The 17,204-nt window shown below is 65.1% G+C and carries 16 protein-coding genes; 13 read left to right on the top strand and 3 right to left on the bottom strand.

Translation table 11 applies throughout. The features are described 5' to 3' along the window. Window positions 1–64 precede the first annotated feature (64 nt). The 13 genes from J1M64_RS10895 to J1M64_RS10835 all read left to right on the top strand — a co-directional run bounded on the left by J1M64_RS10895 (window position 65) and on the right by J1M64_RS10835 (window position 16,136). A complete protein-coding gene (locus tag J1M64_RS10895; RefSeq protein ID WP_206474204.1) occupies window positions 65–2,038 on the top strand; it encodes a class I SAM-dependent DNA methyltransferase in 1,974 nt (657 codons plus the stop codon). Then, a complete protein-coding gene (locus J1M64_RS10890; RefSeq protein ID WP_206474203.1) occupies window positions 2,035–3,315 on the top strand; it encodes a restriction endonuclease subunit S in 1,281 nt (426 codons plus the stop codon). The genes J1M64_RS10895 and J1M64_RS10890 overlap by 4 nt, the downstream gene beginning before the upstream one ends. 2 nt (window positions 3,316–3,317) lie before the next feature. After that, window positions 3,318–6,428: a type I restriction endonuclease subunit R gene (locus J1M64_RS10885; protein WP_206474202.1), complete on the top strand. Its 3,111-nt coding sequence runs from the start codon at window positions 3,318–3,320 to the stop codon at window positions 6,426–6,428. 4 nt (window positions 6,429–6,432) lie between these two features. After that, window positions 6,433–7,623 (top strand): hypothetical protein, encoded by a 1,191-nt coding sequence (locus tag J1M64_RS10880; protein WP_206474201.1) that lies wholly within the window; start codon window positions 6,433–6,435, stop codon window positions 7,621–7,623. Between the two features lie 375 nt (window positions 7,624–7,998). Further along, on the top strand, window positions 7,999–8,559 hold the full coding sequence (locus J1M64_RS10875; protein WP_017835879.1) for an isopenicillin N synthase family oxygenase: 561 nt from the start codon (window positions 7,999–8,001) through the stop codon (window positions 8,557–8,559). Between the two features lie 116 nt (window positions 8,560–8,675). Beyond that, on the top strand, window positions 8,676–9,722 hold the full coding sequence (locus J1M64_RS10870) for an isopenicillin N synthase family oxygenase (protein WP_132064280.1): 1,047 nt from the start codon (window positions 8,676–8,678) through the stop codon (window positions 9,720–9,722). A 36-nt stretch (window positions 9,723–9,758) separates the two neighbouring features. Continuing rightward, complete coding sequence (locus tag J1M64_RS10865) at window positions 9,759–10,745, top strand: isopenicillin N synthase family oxygenase (RefSeq protein ID WP_017835881.1); 987 nt, start codon at window positions 9,759–9,761, stop codon at window positions 10,743–10,745. Then, entirely contained in the window at window positions 10,742–11,185 is a 444-nt protein-coding gene (locus tag J1M64_RS10860) for a VOC family protein (protein ID WP_017835882.1), read from the top strand. The genes J1M64_RS10865 and J1M64_RS10860 overlap by 4 nt, the downstream gene beginning before the upstream one ends. 125 nt (window positions 11,186–11,310) lie before the next feature. Beyond that, window positions 11,311–11,952 carry a helix-turn-helix domain-containing protein gene (locus tag J1M64_RS10855; protein ID WP_071934950.1) on the top strand — a complete coding sequence of 214 codons (642 nt, stop codon included), beginning with the start codon at window positions 11,311–11,313 and terminating at the stop codon, window positions 11,950–11,952. A 257-nt stretch (window positions 11,953–12,209) separates the two neighbouring features. After that, window positions 12,210–12,716, top strand: a complete 507-nt coding sequence (locus tag J1M64_RS10850; RefSeq protein ID WP_182642468.1) for a hypothetical protein — start codon at window positions 12,210–12,212, stop codon at window positions 12,714–12,716. 182 nt (window positions 12,717–12,898) lie between these two features. Continuing rightward, window positions 12,899–13,636 (top strand): SOS response-associated peptidase, encoded by a 738-nt coding sequence (locus tag J1M64_RS10845; RefSeq protein WP_182638482.1) that lies wholly within the window; start codon window positions 12,899–12,901, stop codon window positions 13,634–13,636. Between the two features lie 242 nt (window positions 13,637–13,878). Beyond that, window positions 13,879–14,238, top strand: a complete 360-nt coding sequence (locus J1M64_RS10840; protein ID WP_206474200.1) for a helix-turn-helix transcriptional regulator — start codon at window positions 13,879–13,881, stop codon at window positions 14,236–14,238. Beyond that, window positions 14,235–16,136, top strand: coding sequence for a cation-translocating P-type ATPase (locus tag J1M64_RS10835; protein ID WP_031265396.1), 1,902 nt, complete (start codon window positions 14,235–14,237; stop codon window positions 16,134–16,136). Before J1M64_RS10840 ends, J1M64_RS10835 begins: the two co-directional genes overlap by 4 nt. Before the next feature lie 214 nt (window positions 16,137–16,350). On the opposite strand, the gene J1M64_RS10830 is transcribed toward J1M64_RS10835, so the two are convergent. The 3 genes from J1M64_RS10830 to J1M64_RS10820 are packed head-to-tail and all read right to left on the bottom strand — an operon-like array spanning window position 16,351 to window position 17,203. After that, window positions 16,351–16,755 carry a helix-turn-helix domain-containing protein gene (locus tag J1M64_RS10830; RefSeq protein ID WP_206474199.1) on the bottom strand — a complete coding sequence of 135 codons (405 nt, stop codon included), beginning with the start codon at window positions 16,753–16,755 and terminating at the stop codon, window positions 16,351–16,353. Continuing rightward, complete coding sequence (locus J1M64_RS10825; RefSeq protein ID WP_206474198.1) at window positions 16,752–16,931, bottom strand: hypothetical protein; 180 nt, start codon at window positions 16,929–16,931, stop codon at window positions 16,752–16,754. Before J1M64_RS10825 ends, J1M64_RS10830 begins: the two co-directional genes overlap by 4 nt. A gap of 11 nt (window positions 16,932–16,942) precedes the next feature. After that, window positions 16,943–17,203, bottom strand: coding sequence for a hypothetical protein (locus tag J1M64_RS10820; RefSeq protein ID WP_206474197.1), 261 nt, complete (start codon window positions 17,201–17,203; stop codon window positions 16,943–16,945). Window position 17,204 lies beyond the last annotated feature (1 nt).

Here is a 17,204-nt window from a genome sequence, read left to right as displayed (position 1 = left end):
ACCAGTGTCGGACCGGGCCGCTAACTTCTAAGCAAACACTTCTTACATAAGGACTCACCCAAGAATGGCCACCACGAACGCCACCCTCATCTGGTCCATCGCCAACAAGCTGCGGGGCCCGTACCAGCCCAACCAGTACGGCGATGTGATCCTGCCGTTCACCATCCTTCGCCGCCTCGACGCGATCCTCGCGCCGACCAAGGAGGCCGTGCTTGCCGAGCACGAGAAGTTCCTAAACAGCGGGATCGACCCGTTCGTGGTCTTGAAGTCCAAGTTCGGTCTGCCGTTTTTCAACACCTCCGTGTGGGATTTCGGCAAACTCGCCGCCGACCCCACCGGCCTGGCAGACAATCTCCTGGACTACATCGAGGGGTTCTCACCCAACATCCGGGATGTCTTCGATGGCTTCAAGCTCCCCGAGCTCATCGACGACCTCGATAAAAAGGACCGCCTGTTCCTGATCGTCAAGGACTTCGCGAACGTCGACCTGCACCCGGACCGGGTCTCCGGACACGACATGGGCTACATCTTCGAAGAACTCATCCGGAAGTTCGCCGAATCCAACAACGCGCAGGCCGGTGACCACTTCACCCCCCGCGAGGTCATCGCTCTAATGGTTAATCTGCTGTACGCCGACAAAGACCTCGAGCTCACCGCCCCGGGCATCGTGCGCACCATCTACGACCCCGCGGCCGGCACCGGCGGGATGCTCTCGGTCGCCTACGACCACCTTGTCAAAATGAACCCCGACGCCAAGCCTGTCCTGTACGGGCAGGAGATCAATCCGCGCTCCTACGCCATGTGCAAGTCCGACATGATCATCAAGGGTCAGAGCGTGGACAACATCTACGAGGGCGACACCCTTGTCGACGACGGGTTCACCGGCGAACACTTCGACTTCCTGCTCTCCAACCCGCCATTCGGAGTCGAGTGGAAAACCCAGCAGAAACAGGTCACCGACGAGCACCAACAGCAGGGCTTCGCCGGCCGATTCGGTCCCGGCCTGCCCCGCGTCTCCGACGGCTCCCTGCTGTTCCTGATGCACCTGATCAAGAAGATGCGTCCCGTCCGCAAACCTGGCGACCAGGGCTCGCGCCTGGCGATCGTCCTCAACGGCTCACCCCTGTTCACCGGTGGCGCCGGCTCCGGAGAGTCCAACATCCGCCAGTGGATCATCGAGAACGACCTGCTCGACGCGATCATCGCCCTGCCGACGGACATGTTCTACAACACCGGCATCTCCACCTACATCTGGATCCTCGACAACGCCAAGAGCGACGAGCGTAAGGGCAAAGTCCAGCTCATCAACGCGGTCGACATGTACGGCAAAATGCGCAAATCTCTCGGCTCCAAGCGCAAAGAACTCCGCCCGCAGGACATCCAGAAAATCTGCGAACTCTACGACGCGTTCCGACACGACGACGACCCCGACCAGCCTGCACTGTCGAAGGTGTTCAACAACGCCGACTTCGGCTACCGCACCATCACCGTCGAGCGGCCCCTGCAACTGCGGTTCCACGTCACCGACGACACCGCCGACCTCGTCCTCGCCTCCAAGGCCATCACCAAACTCCCCACGTCTGACCAGGACGCCGTGCGCGACGCGTCGACCGCCCTGACGGGACGTTCATGGACCAACCGCGACGCATTTGTCACCGAACTCAAGACCGCACTCAAAGCCGCCGGTATGGCCAAAGTCGGAGCCCCCGTTGTCAAGGCCATCTGGACCACCATCGGCCAGCATGACCCCGACGCTGACGTGGTCACCACCAAGGGCAAGCCCGAACCCGACACCTCGCTCCGCGACACCGAAAACGTGCCCCTGTCCGAGGACATCGACGACTACTTTGCCCGCGAAGTCCTCCCCCACGTCCCCGATGCGTGGATCGACCACGAAAAGACCAAGACCGGTTACGAGATCCCCTTCACCCGCCACTTCTACCGCTATACCCCACCCCGCTCGTTGGAAGAAATCCGAAAGGACCTGCGCCAGCTCGTGGAAGAGATCCAGGCCATGCTCGCGGAGGTCGGGGCATGAGCTGGCAAAAGTACTCGGACTACAAGGACTCCGGCGTGGAGTGGATTGGCCAAATTCCCTCCAACTGGACGGTGCGGCAGCTTCGCTACACCTGCGACGTTCAGACAGGAGATCGCGACACTGTCCATCGCGTTGACGACGGGGAATATCCATTCTTCATCAGATCCGAGCATGTTCAACGCATTGATTCTTGGTCAATGGATTGCGAAGCAGTGCTCACACCCGGCGATGGGGCAGTGGGCAAAGTTTTCCACCATTACATCGGCAAGTTTGATTACCATCAACGCGTTTATGCATTCTTCAACTTTCGCGGGGTTACGGGTCGGTACTTCTTCCACTACCTCTCGGGCCTGTTTGCAAAAGTTGCACTCGACGGCAGCGCGAAGACCACTGTCGACTCTTTGAGAATGCCCCTTATAAAAGGGTTCTTTATCGCACATCCCGACCGCGCGGAGCAAGAACGCATTGCACGGTTCCTCGACCGCGAGACAACTAAGATCGATGCGCTGATCGGCAAGCAGGAGAAGCTCATCGCTACCCTGCGCGAAGACCGCGCGGCCACAATCACCCATGCGGTCACGAAAGGCCTCGACCGGAACGTCGAGCTTCGAGATTCCGAAGTGCAGTGGATGGGATCTGTACCCGCCCACTGGCTCGTGGATCGAATCAAACACTCCGTCGACTCCGCCCGAAACGGGATTTGGGGGGCGGAACCAGATGGTGGAAGCGAGGACATTCGCTGTGTACGCGTGGCGGATTTCGACCGCCCCCGACTCGCCATCCATGATCGGGACGTCACCTTCCGGAGAGTCACCTCATCCGAACGTCAGGGGCGCATTCTCCGGCGCGGAGACCTCATCCTCGAAAAGTCGGGCGGAGGCGACAAGAGCCCTGTCGGCTTTGTCGTCATATATGACGAGGATGCACCAGCAGTTTGCTCGAATTTTGTAGCCAGGATCCAACTGTCCCCCAATCAAGATCCGAAATTCTGGACATACGTACACCACTGCCTGTATCAGTCGCGTTTGACCTACCCCTCGATCAAGCAGAACACCGGAATTCAGAACCTCGATCAGCAAAGCTACTTCAACGAAAGAGTGGGATTCCCTCCCTTCGATGAGCAGAGGGAGATCGCCGACTTCCTCGACTCTCAATGTGCGCGTATCGACTCACTGATCGGAAAGTCAACCGAAATGATCGAGACTCTACGCGAGTACCGCTCCGCACTCATCACGGATGCTGTGACGGGGAAGATCGACGTGAGGGAGGCTGTGTAGCCATGGCCCAACACCATGAGTCCGAACTCGAGGCGGAGATCTGCGCCCATCTGGCGGCAATTGGGTGGGAGTACTCGCCGACTGATGCCGGGTATGACCGTGAGCTCGCGTTGTTCCCGGAGGATGTGTTCTGGTGGCTGCAGACGACGCAGCCGAAGGAGTGGGAGAAGCGGGTCAAACCTTCCGACCCGCCAGCGCTTCAGGACAAGGCGAGAGCTGCGTTGCTGCAGCGGCTCGGGAAGGCGCTGTCGGCGGACTTGAGGGCTGATGGCGGCACGTTAGCGGTGTTGCGTCGGGGGTTCAGTGACTTCAACGCGACCTTCGCGATGTGCCAGTTCAAACCCAACTCGGGCCTGAACGCCACTACAGCCGCGAAGTACCAGGCTGTCCGCTTGCGGGTCATGCGGCAGGTCCACTACTCGACGACGGCGCCAAAGAAGTCGATCGATCTTGTGTTCTTCGTCAACGGCATCCCCGTCGCGACCGCCGAGCTCAAGACCGATTTCACCCAGTCGGTCGAGCATGCGATCGCCCAGTACAAGAAGGACCGCCTCCCTAAGGGTGAACCGCTGTTGGGGTTCGCCACCCGCGCCCTGGTGCACTTCGCAGTGTCGAACAAAGAAGTGCACATGACGACCCGGCTTGCCGGGAAGAACACCGTGTTCCTGCCGTTCAACCGGGGAAACGGCGGCCACGCCGGGAACCCGCCGAACCCCAGCGGGTCCGCGACCTCGTACCTGTGGGAAACGATCCTGCAGCGTGACACCTGGCTGGAGATCCTCGACCGGTTCATGCACCTAGAGATCACCGAGAAACGCGACCCCGACACCGGCAAGAAAATCCGCAAGGAAACCCTGCTGTTCCCCCGCTATCACCAGTGGGATGTCGTCACCAAACTCGTCCACGCGGCCCGCACCGAGGGACCCGGGCACAAGTACCTAATCCAGCACTCCGCCGGCTCCGGGAAAACGAACTCCATCTCCTGGCTCGCCCAACGCCTCGCGTCGCTGTACGACGACAACGACGAGAAGGTGTTCTCCTCGGTCATCGTGGTCACCGACCGGACCGTCCTGGACACCCAGTTGCAGGAAGCGATCCACCAGATCAACCGCACCACCGGGGTCGTCGCACACATCGACGGCCTGTCCGGGTCGAAGTCCTCCGAACTCGCGGACGCTCTGGAATCGGGCACCCACATCATCATCGTGACAATCCAGACCTTCCCCTACGCCCTGGACGTCATCTCCAACAGCACCGCCCTCAAGGGCCGCAGCTTCGCGATCATCGCCGACGAAGCCCACTCCTCCCAGACCGGCGGGGCATCGAACAAGCTCAAGCAAGTGTTGACCCAAGCCGAGATCGCCGCCCTCGCCGAGGGCGGCACCGTCGCCGCGGAAGACCTCCTCGCCGCGGAGACCAAGGCTCGTGCCGAGGCGAAGAACGTCTCGTTCTTCGCATTCACCGCCACCCCGAAAGCGACCACGCTCGAGTTGTTCGGCCGGCCCGGACCCGACGGCAAACCCAAACCGTTCCACCTGTACTCGATGCAGCAGGCGATCGAGGAGGGATTCATCCTCGACGTGCTGCGCAACTACACCCCGTACAAGACCGCGTTCCGGCTGTCCCACAACGGCAAGTCCTACGCCACCACCGACACCGACACCGGCACCGTCGCGGTCACCACCGACGGTGGCGACGACGATCTGGTCGACCGGACCGCCGCGGTGAAGTCGGTGATGAACTGGGTCAAGCTACACCCCACGAACATCTCCCAGAAGGTGCAGATCATCGTGGAGCACTTCCGCCAGAACGTCGCCTGGCGACTGAACGGCCAGGCCAAAGCCATGGTCGTCACCAGCTCCCGCAAAGCGGCCGTTCGCTACAAACTCGCCTTCGATAAGTACGTCCAAGAGCACGGCTACACCGACGTTGCCGCCTTGGTGGCGTTCTCCGGTGAGGTCGTCGACCCCGAGACCGGGACCACCGACCCCTACAGTGAGACGAACATGAACCCGGGCCTGAAGGGCCGGGACCTGCGGGATGCGTTCGACACCGACGAGTACCAGGTCATGCTCGTGGCCAACAAGTTCCAGACCGGCTTCGACCAGCCGAAACTCGTGGCCATGTACGTCGACAAGCGCCTCGGCGGGGTCCAGGCAGTACAGACCCTGTCCCGCCTGAATCGGACGTTCCCGCCGTTGAAGGACCAAACGTTCGTGTTGGACTTCACCAACGATGCCGCCGACATCGTCGACGCGTTCGAGCCGTACTACCAGGCCACCACCCTGGCCGACGTCTCCGACCCGAACATCGTCCACGACACCGAACGCAAACTCGCCGTCTCCGGCATCTACGACAAGTCCGAGGTCGATGGCTTCGCCGACGCCTACCTCGCTAAAGAAGGCCACAATGCCCTGGTCAAGTGGGTCTCCCCTGCGGCCAGCCGGTTCACCAACAGAATGGATTCCGCAGACGCTGCCTCGGACTCGGTCGAGATCGAAGAGCTGGAGATGTTCCGCAAAGACGCACGCACCTACGTGCGTCAATATGAGTTCCTGTCCCAGCTGTTCGACTACGAGAACCCGTGGCTGGAGAAACTCGCCCTCTTCCTCAAAATGCTCACCCCGTTCCTGGACAGCGGCCAGCGGGACGCCCCGATCGACCTGTCGACGGTCACGATCGACTACATCGGCCACCACAAACAGGCCACCCACGACCCCGACCTCACCGGGGACACTCCACTGGAACCGGCACGCGACGCCGGCACCGGGACCGTCCGCGACCCCGACCTTGTCGCTCTCGACGAGGTCATCAATCGGATCAACGACCTGTTTGCCGGCGACCACCCCGACTCCTCCGTCCGCAACGTGGTCACCCACATCACCGACCGGCTCCAAGAGAACGAGAACCTGCAGAAACAGGCCAAGAACAACACCCTGGCCCAGTTCTCCGCCAGCCCCGACATCGGCGACGCGTTCGTCGACGCCGTCATCGGAACCATGGACTCTTCCGCCGACCTGTCCACCCAGATCCTCAACAACCCCGATCTCGCCAAACGACTGCTCGGCGAACTCCTGCCCGGCATCTACCGGGCCCTCAGCAAGGCAAGCTGAACCGATGGATTCGCTCCTGAGGGAACCTGATTTCCAGTTAGTGTGGCCTCGCAGCCTTTTCATCCGGGAAGCAACCGCACTGCTCAACGAACGGTCGCGGTCCGATTGGAATGATCGGTGCGAGTTGCTGTTGGCAGATGCTTTCGAGGGTGGCTGGGAGACTGGTCCTGCAGCCGATCTTCGAGACCTATCCAGAGAAGCCGCTCAACGAACCTCACCAACTGACGGATGGGGACTAGCAGAACCGCATGCGCAGAGTCCGTCCTCTCTTACTGCACAGCAACGCTACCTGCGCCAACTGATCGCTAACGCCAGCAAGCTGAGCGAAGATCCCATCCCACGTGCCTACTGGATGGAACGTCGACTCGGCGCTCAATCTGCGTCCAGAAACCGCCTGGATTCTACGAAGGCAACAGCTCGTGAGTATGTCCGCATCGTTCAAGAACTCGATGAGACCGGGTACTTCGACAAACGCTTCGGCGTGGATTGCGTCGACGACCAACGCGGCAATCATCCCTCACAAATCCTCGAGCGCTGGCTTCACCAAGAGGATTTATGGCCCCTCAACGCAGATCGACTCGCCGAAGACGAGGACTTGATGTATTCCGTGATCGAGTTCCTGCACGATCAAGTCGCACGTCCACGCAGTCCGGGTCATTATCACAGCTTCTGCGACTGCGGTTGGCACCGTTCTAGCTTCGACGTTTTCACAGGTAGAGAGGTGTACCGATGGCGAGTGAACAAGCTCCTCGCCCGCGGCGCCAGTGGGTTGCGACTAGCTGACGAAGGAGAAGACGCCGGCAGGCTGGTCTACACCACTGACGAAGGCCGCACCGACCTAACAGAGGCAGTCGTTCAACGCGACGGCAGCACTGCCGATGAACAAGTTCGTCATGCGATCACTCTGTTCAGGAGCAGACAGGCCGACCGCCACCAGAAGCGCTCCGCCATTATGGCGTTAGCACTCGTCCTCGAGGAGCGGCGCAACAACATCCTCAAAGACGCACTTCCGAATAAGGACCGCAACGAGCTGTTTCGAATCGCGAATGAATTCAACATCAGACATCAGGATGGAAAACAGAAGTCTGACTACGACGACTTCTATCTTGACTGGGTGTTTTGGTTGTTCCTCGCCACGATCGAACTAACTAATCGCATCGCCGAAGACCAAGGAACCGGTGACGCCGCCGAATAACCCCTACAACGACAGGTCAACACCACCCCGTCGATGAGGAGCCGCCTCGAGCGTGGGCATGTAGGTGCAACAAAAACCACCTCGCGGCTCCCAAGCCCCGCTAAGTGCCGATAATGTCAGATTCCGTCAAGTGTGCAGGTCAAAAGTACGGCACTGTCTCATCATTACTGCTCGTCAAGCCCAGGATCTACCGTAGGGACTGATGCGGCAAATGATCGGCCACCGCCGTTTCGTGGGCTGTACCCCAAAGGAACGGACGCCGGCTCCCGGCCCGACAATAAGGAAGGCTTCCAGATCGGACGGGACCTCCCGGCGGAACACCCCAAGGTCCAGCGGGGTCTGGTCAACCACGGTCCGAACCTTTGGCCCTCGGCCATGCCAGAGCTCCGTGCCACGCTTGAGGCCTACCGCGACCGCATGGCGGTCCTCGGGCAGCACCTGGTCCGTTTGGTTGCGCTGTCCCTCGAGCTCGACGAGGACTACTTCGACGAAGGCTTCCAGGACCACGTCATCACCACCCGCCTGCTGCACTACCCCCCGCAGGACGGCGTCGGCGAGGGGAACGAGCTCGGCGCCGGCGCTCACACCGACTGGGGCCTGATCACCATGTTGTACCAGGACGAGGTCGGCGGACTGGAGGTCCTCAACGCCGATGGCGAGTGGGTCCGGGCCCCACACATCCCCGGCACCTTCGTGGTCAACCTCGGTGACCTCGTCCCGAAGCTCACCAACGGGCTCTACCTGTCCAACACCCACCGCGTGCTCAACACCACCGGTGTCCGCCGATACTCGGTGCCGACGTTCTTCGACCTCGACTACGACTACGTCGTCACCGCAGTCCCTACGGTCCTCGACGAGAACGAGCAGCCCGGCCCGGGCATCACGACCGGCGACCACCTCGCCGAAATGCTGCGTCGCACCTACGCAGCCAGTTGAGCCAGACACGCGCCGAAGAGACGACGTCCGGTGTCACAGAAACGTAACTCTACATTCCCTTGATGAATACACATTCCGACAAGACTTGCGACTACCGAACTGAAATGGAGGAGCACATGAACACCCCCGCCTTCGAGGTCCCCGTCGTGGACATCTCGGCCTACACCAGCGCCGGCACCGCCGAAGAGCGTGCCGCCGTCGCCCGCGCCATGGACAAGGCCTGCGCCGCCGTGGGATTCATCCAGATCCTCGGCCACCAGGTCCCCGACTCCGTCGTCACCGGCCTCAAGGAGGCGGTCGACGACTTCTTCGTCCTCCCCCTGGAGGAGAAGAAGGACTACGTCGTGCCGGGCAACCGTGGCTACAGCCCGCCCAAGAGCGAGTCGCTCAGCCTCAGCCTGGGAGTCGAGTCCGCGACCCGCATGAACGACTTCTTCGAGGCCTTCAACGTCGGCGCCGAGGCCGGCTGGTTCGACCGCCTCGACCTTTCCGACGACGACTACGGCGTCAACACCTGGCCCAACGTCGACGGGTTCCGCACCAAGGTCGAGGCCTACTACGACCACGCCGCACGCGTCGCGCGCACGCTCACCACCATCTTCGCCGACGCCCTGGGCGAGGACTCCGGCTTCTTCGACTACCTCACCGACCACTCCGTCGACGTGCTCCGGATGAACAACTACGCCCTCCCCGAGGGCACCGACGTCTCCCTGGACGGCGACCTGACCGGGATGGGCGAGCACACCGACTTCGGAATCGTCACTGTGCTGTGGGCCGACCAGGTCGCCGGCCTCCAGGTCCTCGCCAAGGACGGCACCTGGCACGACGTCCAGCCCATCGAGGGAGCGCTCCTGGTCAACCTCGGCGACCTCACCGCCCGCCTCACCAACGACCAGTGGCTCTCCACCCTGCACCGCGTGAAGCCCCCGGTCATCGACGGCACCATCCAGCGCCGCCGGTCGGTGGCCTTCTTCCACGACGGCAACATCGACGCCACCATCTCCACCCTGCCCAGCCGTCTCGACGCCGACGGCGGACTGGCCTACGAGCCCATCCTGGTCAAGGACCACATCGCCGCCAAGCTCAACGGCTCCCAGTACGGCAAGGCCAACACCGCCGCCGTCCGCGAGGCCGCCCGCGTCCTCGCCGCCCAGAACGCCTGAACCCAGCCCACGCCCACCCGGAAAGAGACCCAGCCCATGTCGAACACACTGACCGACGTCATCCCCCTGATCGACCTCGCCGACTGGCGCACCGGCGACGCCGGCGTCCAGGCCGCCGCCGCCGCGAAGGTCGACCAGGCCCTGCGTGACTCCGGCTTCCTCATGCTCGCCAACCACGACGTCGACCCGCAGCTCGCGGCCGACCTCCGCAGCGCCGCCAAGGCCTTCTTCTCCCTGCCGCGAGAGACCAAGGCTCGCTATGAGACCACCGTCGGTGGCCGCGGCTGGCTGCCCAGCGGGAAGGAGGCGAACTCCTTCGCCGGCGAGGAGGCTGACAAGGCCACCCCCGACATGAAGGAGAGCCTGACGATGGGCCGCCCGTACGCCACGGGCAACCCCACTCTCGACAGCACCGCCTTCGCCCCGAACGTGTGGCCCGACGAGGTGCCCGAGCTCGAGCTCCTCGCCACCACCTACATGGAGGCCATGTACGGGCTCTACGACGAGCTGCTTCGCATGTGCGGCGAGGCCCTCGGGCTCGGCCGCGAGTGGTTCATCGAGCGCTGCGCCAACGGCACCCGGACCCTCAACATCAACCGCTACCCCTCCCTGGAGGAGACCGGCGTCCCCAAGCCCGGCCAGTTCCGCGTCGGCGCGCACACCGACTGGAGCATCTTCACCCTCCTGGACCGCCAGCCCGGCTACGGCGGCTTCCAGGTCCAGCTCAGCGACGACGGCGAGTGGCTCGACGCGCCCTTCGTCGAGGGAACCCTGCTGGTCAACATCGGCGACCTCCTCGCCCGCTGGACCGGCGACCGGTGGCGCTCCACCCGCCACCGCGTCCTGCCACCGCAGGAGTCTCGGCCGGCCGAGGAGCTGATCTCCTTGATCCAGTTCTGCGACGCCAACGTCGACGCCATCGTTGAGACGATGCCCGCCCCGATCGGCAGCGGCACCACTTACGACGCCGTCCTGGCCGGGGAGTACCTGCGTCAGCGCGCCATCCAGGCGACCGTGAAGTGAGCACCGACGTGAACACCGAGACAGTCCCCGACGCCAACCCCGACACCAAGGCCGGTGTCGCGCTCTCGTTCGTGACCCTGGTCTGCCAAGACGTCGACGAGGTCTCCAACTTCTACGCCGAGCTCTTCGGCCTGGACCACGTCACCTACCTCGAGGGCGACTACTTCCGGGCCCTCCAGCTCGGAGGAACCATCCTCGGCTTCAACACCCCCGTCGCCTACGAGCTGCTCAACCTGCCCGAGAGCGACCTGTCGGCCTCCGCGCCGTCGTTCTGGACCTTCGAGGTCGACTCCGAGGAGGCCGTCGACACCCTCGCCGCAGCCGCCGTCGCAGCGGGCGCGACCTACCGCAAGGAACCTTTCCGGACCTACTACGACGCCTGGCAGGCGGTGCTGCTCGACCCCGAGAAGAACGTCTTCCGGATCAACAAGTCCGCCTGAGTCAGCCCACGGTGCGGGCGAGGCCTCTGTCAACGACGCCAGAGCCCTCGCGCGCACCGTGGCAGTGAGACAGGTCGGTAGACTTCTGACGCCCGCTGGGCACCGCAGTCCGTAGAGAGAAGTCGATGTTGCAGGCACCGTCGCCCGTCGTCCCCGCCCGAGCCCGGGAGTTCGTTCTCATGGAATCCGAGGAAGCCGTCTCCGACGCCGTTGCTCAGGCCGTCGGCGAGCGCGTGAAGTACTGGCGAACCGAGCGCGGTCTCCTGATGCGCGAGCTCGCCGACGCCGCCGGCATGAAGCAGCCCTTCCTCAGCAAGATCGAGAGCGGCAACGCCTCACCCTCCATGCTGAGCCTCTACCGGATCGCCACCGCCCTGAACATCACCCCCGGCGACCTCCTCCCAGCCGTCGCCCCGCAGCCTGGCGCGACCGTCATCCGAGCCGAGGAGGGCCGCATCGTCGCCGGCACTGAGCAGTCCAGTGTCCCGGTTCGATTGGTCGGCGGCTCCGAACAGCACTCCTTCGAGATCTCCGAGATGGAGTTCACCAAGGACCAGAACAACAATGAGTGGTTCGACTACCCCTCACCAGCGGCCACCTACCTCATCGAGGGACAGCTCAACGTCATCATCGAGGGCGACACCATCCATCGCCTGAAGCCGCGAGACACGATTTTCTACCCCGCCCGCATCCGCTCCAAGTGGGAAGCCGTGGGCGACGAGACCGTCCGCGTCCTCCACATCGTGACCCGGCCACGCCAGGCCTGACCTAGGGTCGGTGCTCGGTTGACGGACGGCGCCGGTCGGACGCTGGAGTAACCGGCGGCACCGAGGCTCGCAGCCCGTCTGTTGCCCACCGTGCGCAGCCCTGCACGTTATCCGCTCGTCCCGGGCTTCTTCGCCGCCGGCGGCGGCCGGCTCAGACACGCCACGTGCTGGCGAGCTGGCGGTCTTGCGGGAGAACGCCTACTCGCCGGTGACCACGGCTTCTGGCCACTGATTGCAACGCTTATCCCGGCGTCCACATGAAGCACTACGACATCGGCCTGGCACGGCCTGCGCCAGATCGCGTACTCCGACATCGACGGCAGATAGGCCGCTGCCGGGATCCCGCCTTTACCGGGTTCAACCACCCCGACACCCGAGCCGAGGAGATCGCACTTCAGCTTGGCGCTGAGCCAGCTCCGGAGCTGCCGAGACCCAGTCTCGTCCTCAAGGTCAATGGCGCCGGCGCCACCGACGACCCGGATACGATCTATGAGGCAGCCCGCCGCGCCTGGTCAGTTAGGGCTGACCTCCGGTCCACCCCTGATTTGCCGATCTTCGTCGTGGCTCATGATGTCGTTCGTGCGGTGTACCGGGCCCATAGCTGGGTTGCCCTCGACCCGGCGGATGGCAAGAGTCAAGTCGTGTGGGAGTTCGACGGCGTCCTTGATCCCGAACTCAACGCCAACTTCACCGGAAAGCGACTCGTCCCGACCGACTTCGGGCAGCTCAACTGGGGCCAACGGGGATGCCACCCTCTTATTTGACCGTTCGCAGGTGATCGGAGCGAATGGCTGAGGCAACCGACGACAGGCGTTAACCCCTGGCCGGTCTCGTTTCCGCGCTCCTTGTAGCTAACCGCCGCCAGGTCCAAAGCGCCGATAAGTCGCGTTCCGTCAATTGTGCAGGTCAGCGTCCGATCTCGCTCTCGCTTGCTACTGTCTCCCGCATGTGTGGTCGGTACTCGGTAGCCGTATCCGGCGCAGATCTGGTCGACGTCCTCGCGCTGGACGGCGTTGAACCGGGTTTTGAGTGGTCGCCGGCCTATTCGGTGGCCCCTCGCACGCGGGCTCCGGTGGTGCGGGATCGCCTGGCCGACGATCAGCGGGTGCGTGAGACGTTCTTGCCCACGTGGGGGCTGCGTCCGTCGTGGGCGAAAGAGCGGGGTCCGCGGCCTATCAACGCTCGCCTCGAGGGTGTGGTGACGAACGGGATGTTCCGCTCTTCATTCGCCTCGGCACGTGCCCTTGTGCCGATGACCGGGTATTTCGAGTGGCAGGAAGCCGTCGAGGCTGGCAAGACGGTCAAGAACCCGAGCTACGTCCACGGCCCGGACGACGAGCTCCTGCTCGCTGCTGGCCTGCTCGCGTTCCACCGGGAGGGCGAGGACACCGAGTGGCGGACGACGTTCACGATCATCACCCGCACTGGGGAGGATGCGGCCGGCGAGGTCCACGACCGGATGCCGGTCTTTCTCACCCCGGCCGCGTGGGATACCTGGCTGGACCCGGAGAAGATCAACAAGGACCAGGCCGGCGATCTGCTCGACCTGCTCGACGTCGAGTCCCGCACGGTCGCGTCGACCCTGCGGACCCGTCCGGTGTCCCGGGCGGTCAACAACGTGCGCACCCTGGACCGCCACGATCCAGGGCTCATTGAGCTTGCCGAACGCCCCCGCGATTTGTAGTCGCCTGAGGGCCGTCGGCGATGGCCGGCGAGCGCTGCGGATTCGCCACTCCGTGACGATCGGGCCCTCTTCGCCTCCGCCCGCTGGGTCGTCGGCCTCGCGGAGACGTGGAAGGGCCGCGGGATGCCGTCATGGCCCCGCTGGCGGAGGTGACCCCAGCTCCCGAGGGCAAGCGCGCGGAGCGCGTGCGGCAGAACTCCCCAGAGTGACAATAGGTCAGCCACTACTGTATAGTTCAGTGCATGCTGACTATTGCTTCTCGCCTCGACGTCATGAACCGGCTGGGCCGGGCCATGGCGGACCCGACGCGCTCCCGGATCCTGATGACCCTGCTGGACGGGCCGAGCTACCCGGCCGTGCTCTCGCGCGAGCTGGAGCTGACGCGCTCGAACGTGTCGAACCACCTGACGTGCCTGCGCGACTGCGGGATCGTGGTCGCCGAGCCCGAGGGTCGGCAGACGCGCTACGAGATCGCCGACCCGCACCTCGCGGCGGCGCTCACGGCGCTGGTGGACGTGATGCTGGCCGTGGACGAGCACGCGCCGTGCGTGGACGCCGAGTGCACTGTGCCGGGCTGCTGCGGGACGGGAGCGGGCGCGTGAGCGCGGCGTGCGGCTGCGACGAGCCGGAGACCCGGGTCGGCGAGGAGGCCGAGGAGGAGCGGGAGCGTCCGTGGTGGCGTGACCGCGGGATCATGGTCCCGGTGCTCTCCGGCGTCGCCTTCGGCACGGGCCTGGTCCTGGAATGGACAGGGGCAGAGGTCCCGGCGCTGGTGGCGTTCTGGATCGGCCTGCTGCTGGGCGCGTCGACGTTCACGCCCGGCGCGATCCGCAAGCTGTTCAAGGGCAAGCTGGGCATCGGCCTGCTGATGACGATCAGCGCGGTCGGCGCGGTGATTCTCGGCTACGTCGAGGAGGCCGCCGCCTTGGCGTTCCTGTACTCCATCGCCGAAGCGCTGGAGGACAAGGCCATGGACCGCGCCCGCGGCGGGCTGAGGGCTCTCCTCAAGCTCGTCCCGGAGACCGCGACCATCCGGCGGGACGGCGCGCCCGCGGAGGTCGCCGCGAAGGACCTCCAGGTCGGGCTGCTCATGCTGGTGCGCCCCGGTGAGCGGATCGCGACCGACGGCATCGTCCGCACGGGCCGGTCGAGCCTGGACACCTCCGCGATCACCGGCGAGTCGATCCCGGTCGAGGTCGAGCCCGGCGACGCGGTGTCGGCCGGGGCGATCAACACCGCCGGTGCCCTGGAGGTCGAGACGACCGCGGCGGGCACGGACAACTCGCTGACCACGATCGTGGAGCTGGTCGAGCAGGCGCAGGCCGAGAAGGGCGACCGCGCCCGCCTGGCCGACCGCATCGCCCGGCCGCTCGTGCCTGGCGTGCTGATCCTCGCCGCTCTTGTCGCGGTCATCGGCTCGCTGCTGGGCGACCCCGAGCTGTGGATCACCCGCGCCCTCGTGGTGCTCGTCGCCGCGTCGCCGTGCGCGCTGGCGATCTCGGTCCCGCTGACCGTCGTCGCCGCGATCGGCTCGGCGAGCAGATTCGGCGTGATCATCAAGTCCGGCGCGGTCTTCGAACGGTTCGGCGTGATCCGCCACGTCGCCGTCGACAAGACCGGCACCCTCACCCGCAACGAGCCCGCCGTCACCGCCGTGCTCACCACGGACGGCGTGGACGAGGCGCAGGCGTTGGCGTGGGCGGCGTCGCTGGAGCAGCACAGCACCCACCCGCTGGCCGCCGCGATCACCGCCGCCTCGCCCGGAGCTCCCGCCGCCCTGGAGGTCACCGAGCAGGCCGGGCACGGCATCGAAGGCACCCTCGACGGGGCCCGGGTCACCGTCGGCAGCCCTCGCTGGCTGGACGCGGGGACGCTTAAGGACCAGGTCGCGGGACTGGAGGAGCAGGGCATGACCGTCGTGATCGTGCACCGCGACGGGGTCCCGGTCGCCGCGATCGGGGTCCGTGACGAGCTGCGCCCCGAGGTTCCCGAGGTCGTGCGCACCCTCGCGGCCCAGGGCGTCGGGGTGACCATGCTCACCGGCGACAACGCCCGCACCGCCCGCGCGCTGGCCGCGCAGGCAGGGATCGAAAACGTGCGCGCGGAGCTGCGTCCCGAGGACAAGGCCGCCGCCATCAGCGAGCTGAGCAGGCACGGCTCGGTCGCGATGATCGGCGACGGCATCAACGACGCCCCCGCCCTGGCCGCCGCGGACATCGGCATCGCCATGGGCGCGACCGGCTCCGACGCCGCGATCGAGTCCGCCGACGTCGCCTTCACCGGCCACGACCTGCGACTCCTCCCGCGCGCGTTCGACCACGCCCGCCGCGGCAGGCACATCATCAACCAGAACATCATCCTGTCCCTGCTGATCATTACCGCGCTGCTGCCGCTGGCCCTGTTCGGCGTACTCGGCCTCGCAGCGGTGGTGCTCGTGCACGAGATCGCCGAGGTGATAGTGATCCTCAACGGGCTCCGCGCCGCCAGGACGAGGAAGTAGGAGGGATCATCGAGTGCTATAACTCCGACATGTGCTATGGCGATCCGGTAGGCGCCGCGGGCGCCCCAGTCGGGTTCGCCGAGGCCGGCGACGACGCGGTGCCAGCGCAGCAGCTCGAGGAAGTGCGCCTCGCCTGTCTGGTCGGCCGCGTGTCGGATTCGGTCCACCAGCTCGTCCACGCCGGCACCGTAGCCGGGGCCTCCGACACCGGCGGTCAGTGCAGGTCGCGGGCGGCGATGAGACCTGCGACGAACGCGGCTGCTTTGTCGGCCTCGGCGTCGGTGAGGTCGTACTCCTGGCCACCAATCACGGTGCGAGCCGCGCCGAGTGGCTCGAGTCCGAACATGAGGCGGGTGCTGGCCGACAGCGCCGCCCGGTCGGCGATGTCGCCGACGGTGCAGTCCAGGGCGTCGGCGAGTGCTGCGAGCTGGTCTTTGCTGAGTGCGCTGGGCGTCGCGGCCGGGCCGTGGGCGGTGGGCTTGGATTGTCCGCGCTCCCAGGCGCTGATCCAGGGGGATTTCACGCCGACGGCGACGGCGAGCTTGAGCTGGGACAGTCCGCGCTCGAGGCGGACGGCGCGGATGGCGCGGCCGAGTGAGCGGGCCTCGTCTGGTGTCATGGCCCCTCCCCCGCTGTGTCGGGTCGGATCTCGGCGACGACCGACCAGTGCCCGCCCTCGTGGGCGGTCGACACCACGGATGCCTCGGCCCCGTCGAGGGCGCGCCTGCGGCGGTCGAGGTCGATGTGGGCGTGCAGCTCGCTCGGCCCGGTCCCGATGAGGTACATGGTCGTCATCGTGCCTGGCGTTAGAGCTGTACGGGTGTCGCCCCTGCCGGGTGCGACTGGGGCGGCGCGTCGAGGGTCAGCAGCCATGAGGTCGCAGCCTCGATCGTCTCGGCGGAGACGGTCGCACCGATGGCGTCCCGGTCGACGGGCTGGCCGGTCGACCGCTCGTGTTTGCATAGGTAGAGGTCGACGGCGTCGGAGACGGTGCCGGGGTCGATCGTGGCTCCGAGTGCTGCCAGGGCGTCGCTCACCTGGCACTCGAGCTGGGCCTGCACGGGCATC

The sequence above is a fragment of the Dietzia sp. KRD202 genome (genome assembly GCF_017168155.1).
Lineage (GTDB): Bacteria > Actinomycetota > Actinomycetes > Mycobacteriales > Mycobacteriaceae > Dietzia > Dietzia kunjamensis.
The sequence above is the reverse complement of the archived record's forward strand: the minus strand, read 5'-3'. Positions and strand labels throughout refer to the sequence as shown.

Excerpts from the sequence above, each read along its gene's own strand:
- J1M64_RS10895 (WP_206474204.1), top strand. The coding sequence starts at position 65 with ATGGCCACCACGAACGCCACCCTCATCTGGTCCATCGCCAACAAGCTG.
- J1M64_RS10890 (WP_206474203.1), top strand. The coding sequence starts at position 2,035 with ATGAGCTGGCAAAAGTACTCGGACTACAAGGACTCCGGCGTGGAGTGG.
- J1M64_RS10885 (WP_206474202.1), top strand. The coding sequence starts at position 3,318 with ATGGCCCAACACCATGAGTCCGAACTCGAGGCGGAGATCTGCGCCCAT.
- J1M64_RS10880 (WP_206474201.1), top strand. The coding sequence starts at position 6,433 with ATGGATTCGCTCCTGAGGGAACCTGATTTCCAGTTAGTGTGGCCTCGC.
- J1M64_RS10875 (WP_017835879.1), top strand. The coding sequence starts at position 7,999 with ATGCCAGAGCTCCGTGCCACGCTTGAGGCCTACCGCGACCGCATGGCG.
- J1M64_RS10870 (WP_132064280.1), top strand. The coding sequence starts at position 8,676 with ATGAACACCCCCGCCTTCGAGGTCCCCGTCGTGGACATCTCGGCCTAC.
- J1M64_RS10865 (WP_017835881.1), top strand. The coding sequence starts at position 9,759 with ATGTCGAACACACTGACCGACGTCATCCCCCTGATCGACCTCGCCGAC.
- J1M64_RS10855 (WP_071934950.1), top strand. The coding sequence starts at position 11,311 with ATGTTGCAGGCACCGTCGCCCGTCGTCCCCGCCCGAGCCCGGGAGTTC.
- J1M64_RS10850 (WP_182642468.1), top strand. The coding sequence starts at position 12,210 with ATGAAGCACTACGACATCGGCCTGGCACGGCCTGCGCCAGATCGCGTA.
- J1M64_RS10845 (WP_182638482.1), top strand. The coding sequence starts at position 12,899 with ATGTGTGGTCGGTACTCGGTAGCCGTATCCGGCGCAGATCTGGTCGAC.
- J1M64_RS10840 (WP_206474200.1), top strand. The coding sequence starts at position 13,879 with ATGCTGACTATTGCTTCTCGCCTCGACGTCATGAACCGGCTGGGCCGG.
- J1M64_RS10830 (WP_206474199.1), bottom strand. The coding sequence starts at position 16,755 with ATGACACCAGACGAGGCCCGCTCACTCGGCCGCGCCATCCGCGCCGTC.
- J1M64_RS10825 (WP_206474198.1), bottom strand. The coding sequence starts at position 16,931 with ATGACGACCATGTACCTCATCGGGACCGGGCCGAGCGAGCTGCACGCC.
- J1M64_RS10820 (WP_206474197.1), bottom strand. The coding sequence starts at position 17,203 with ATGCCCGTGCAGGCCCAGCTCGAGTGCCAGGTGAGCGACGCCCTGGCA.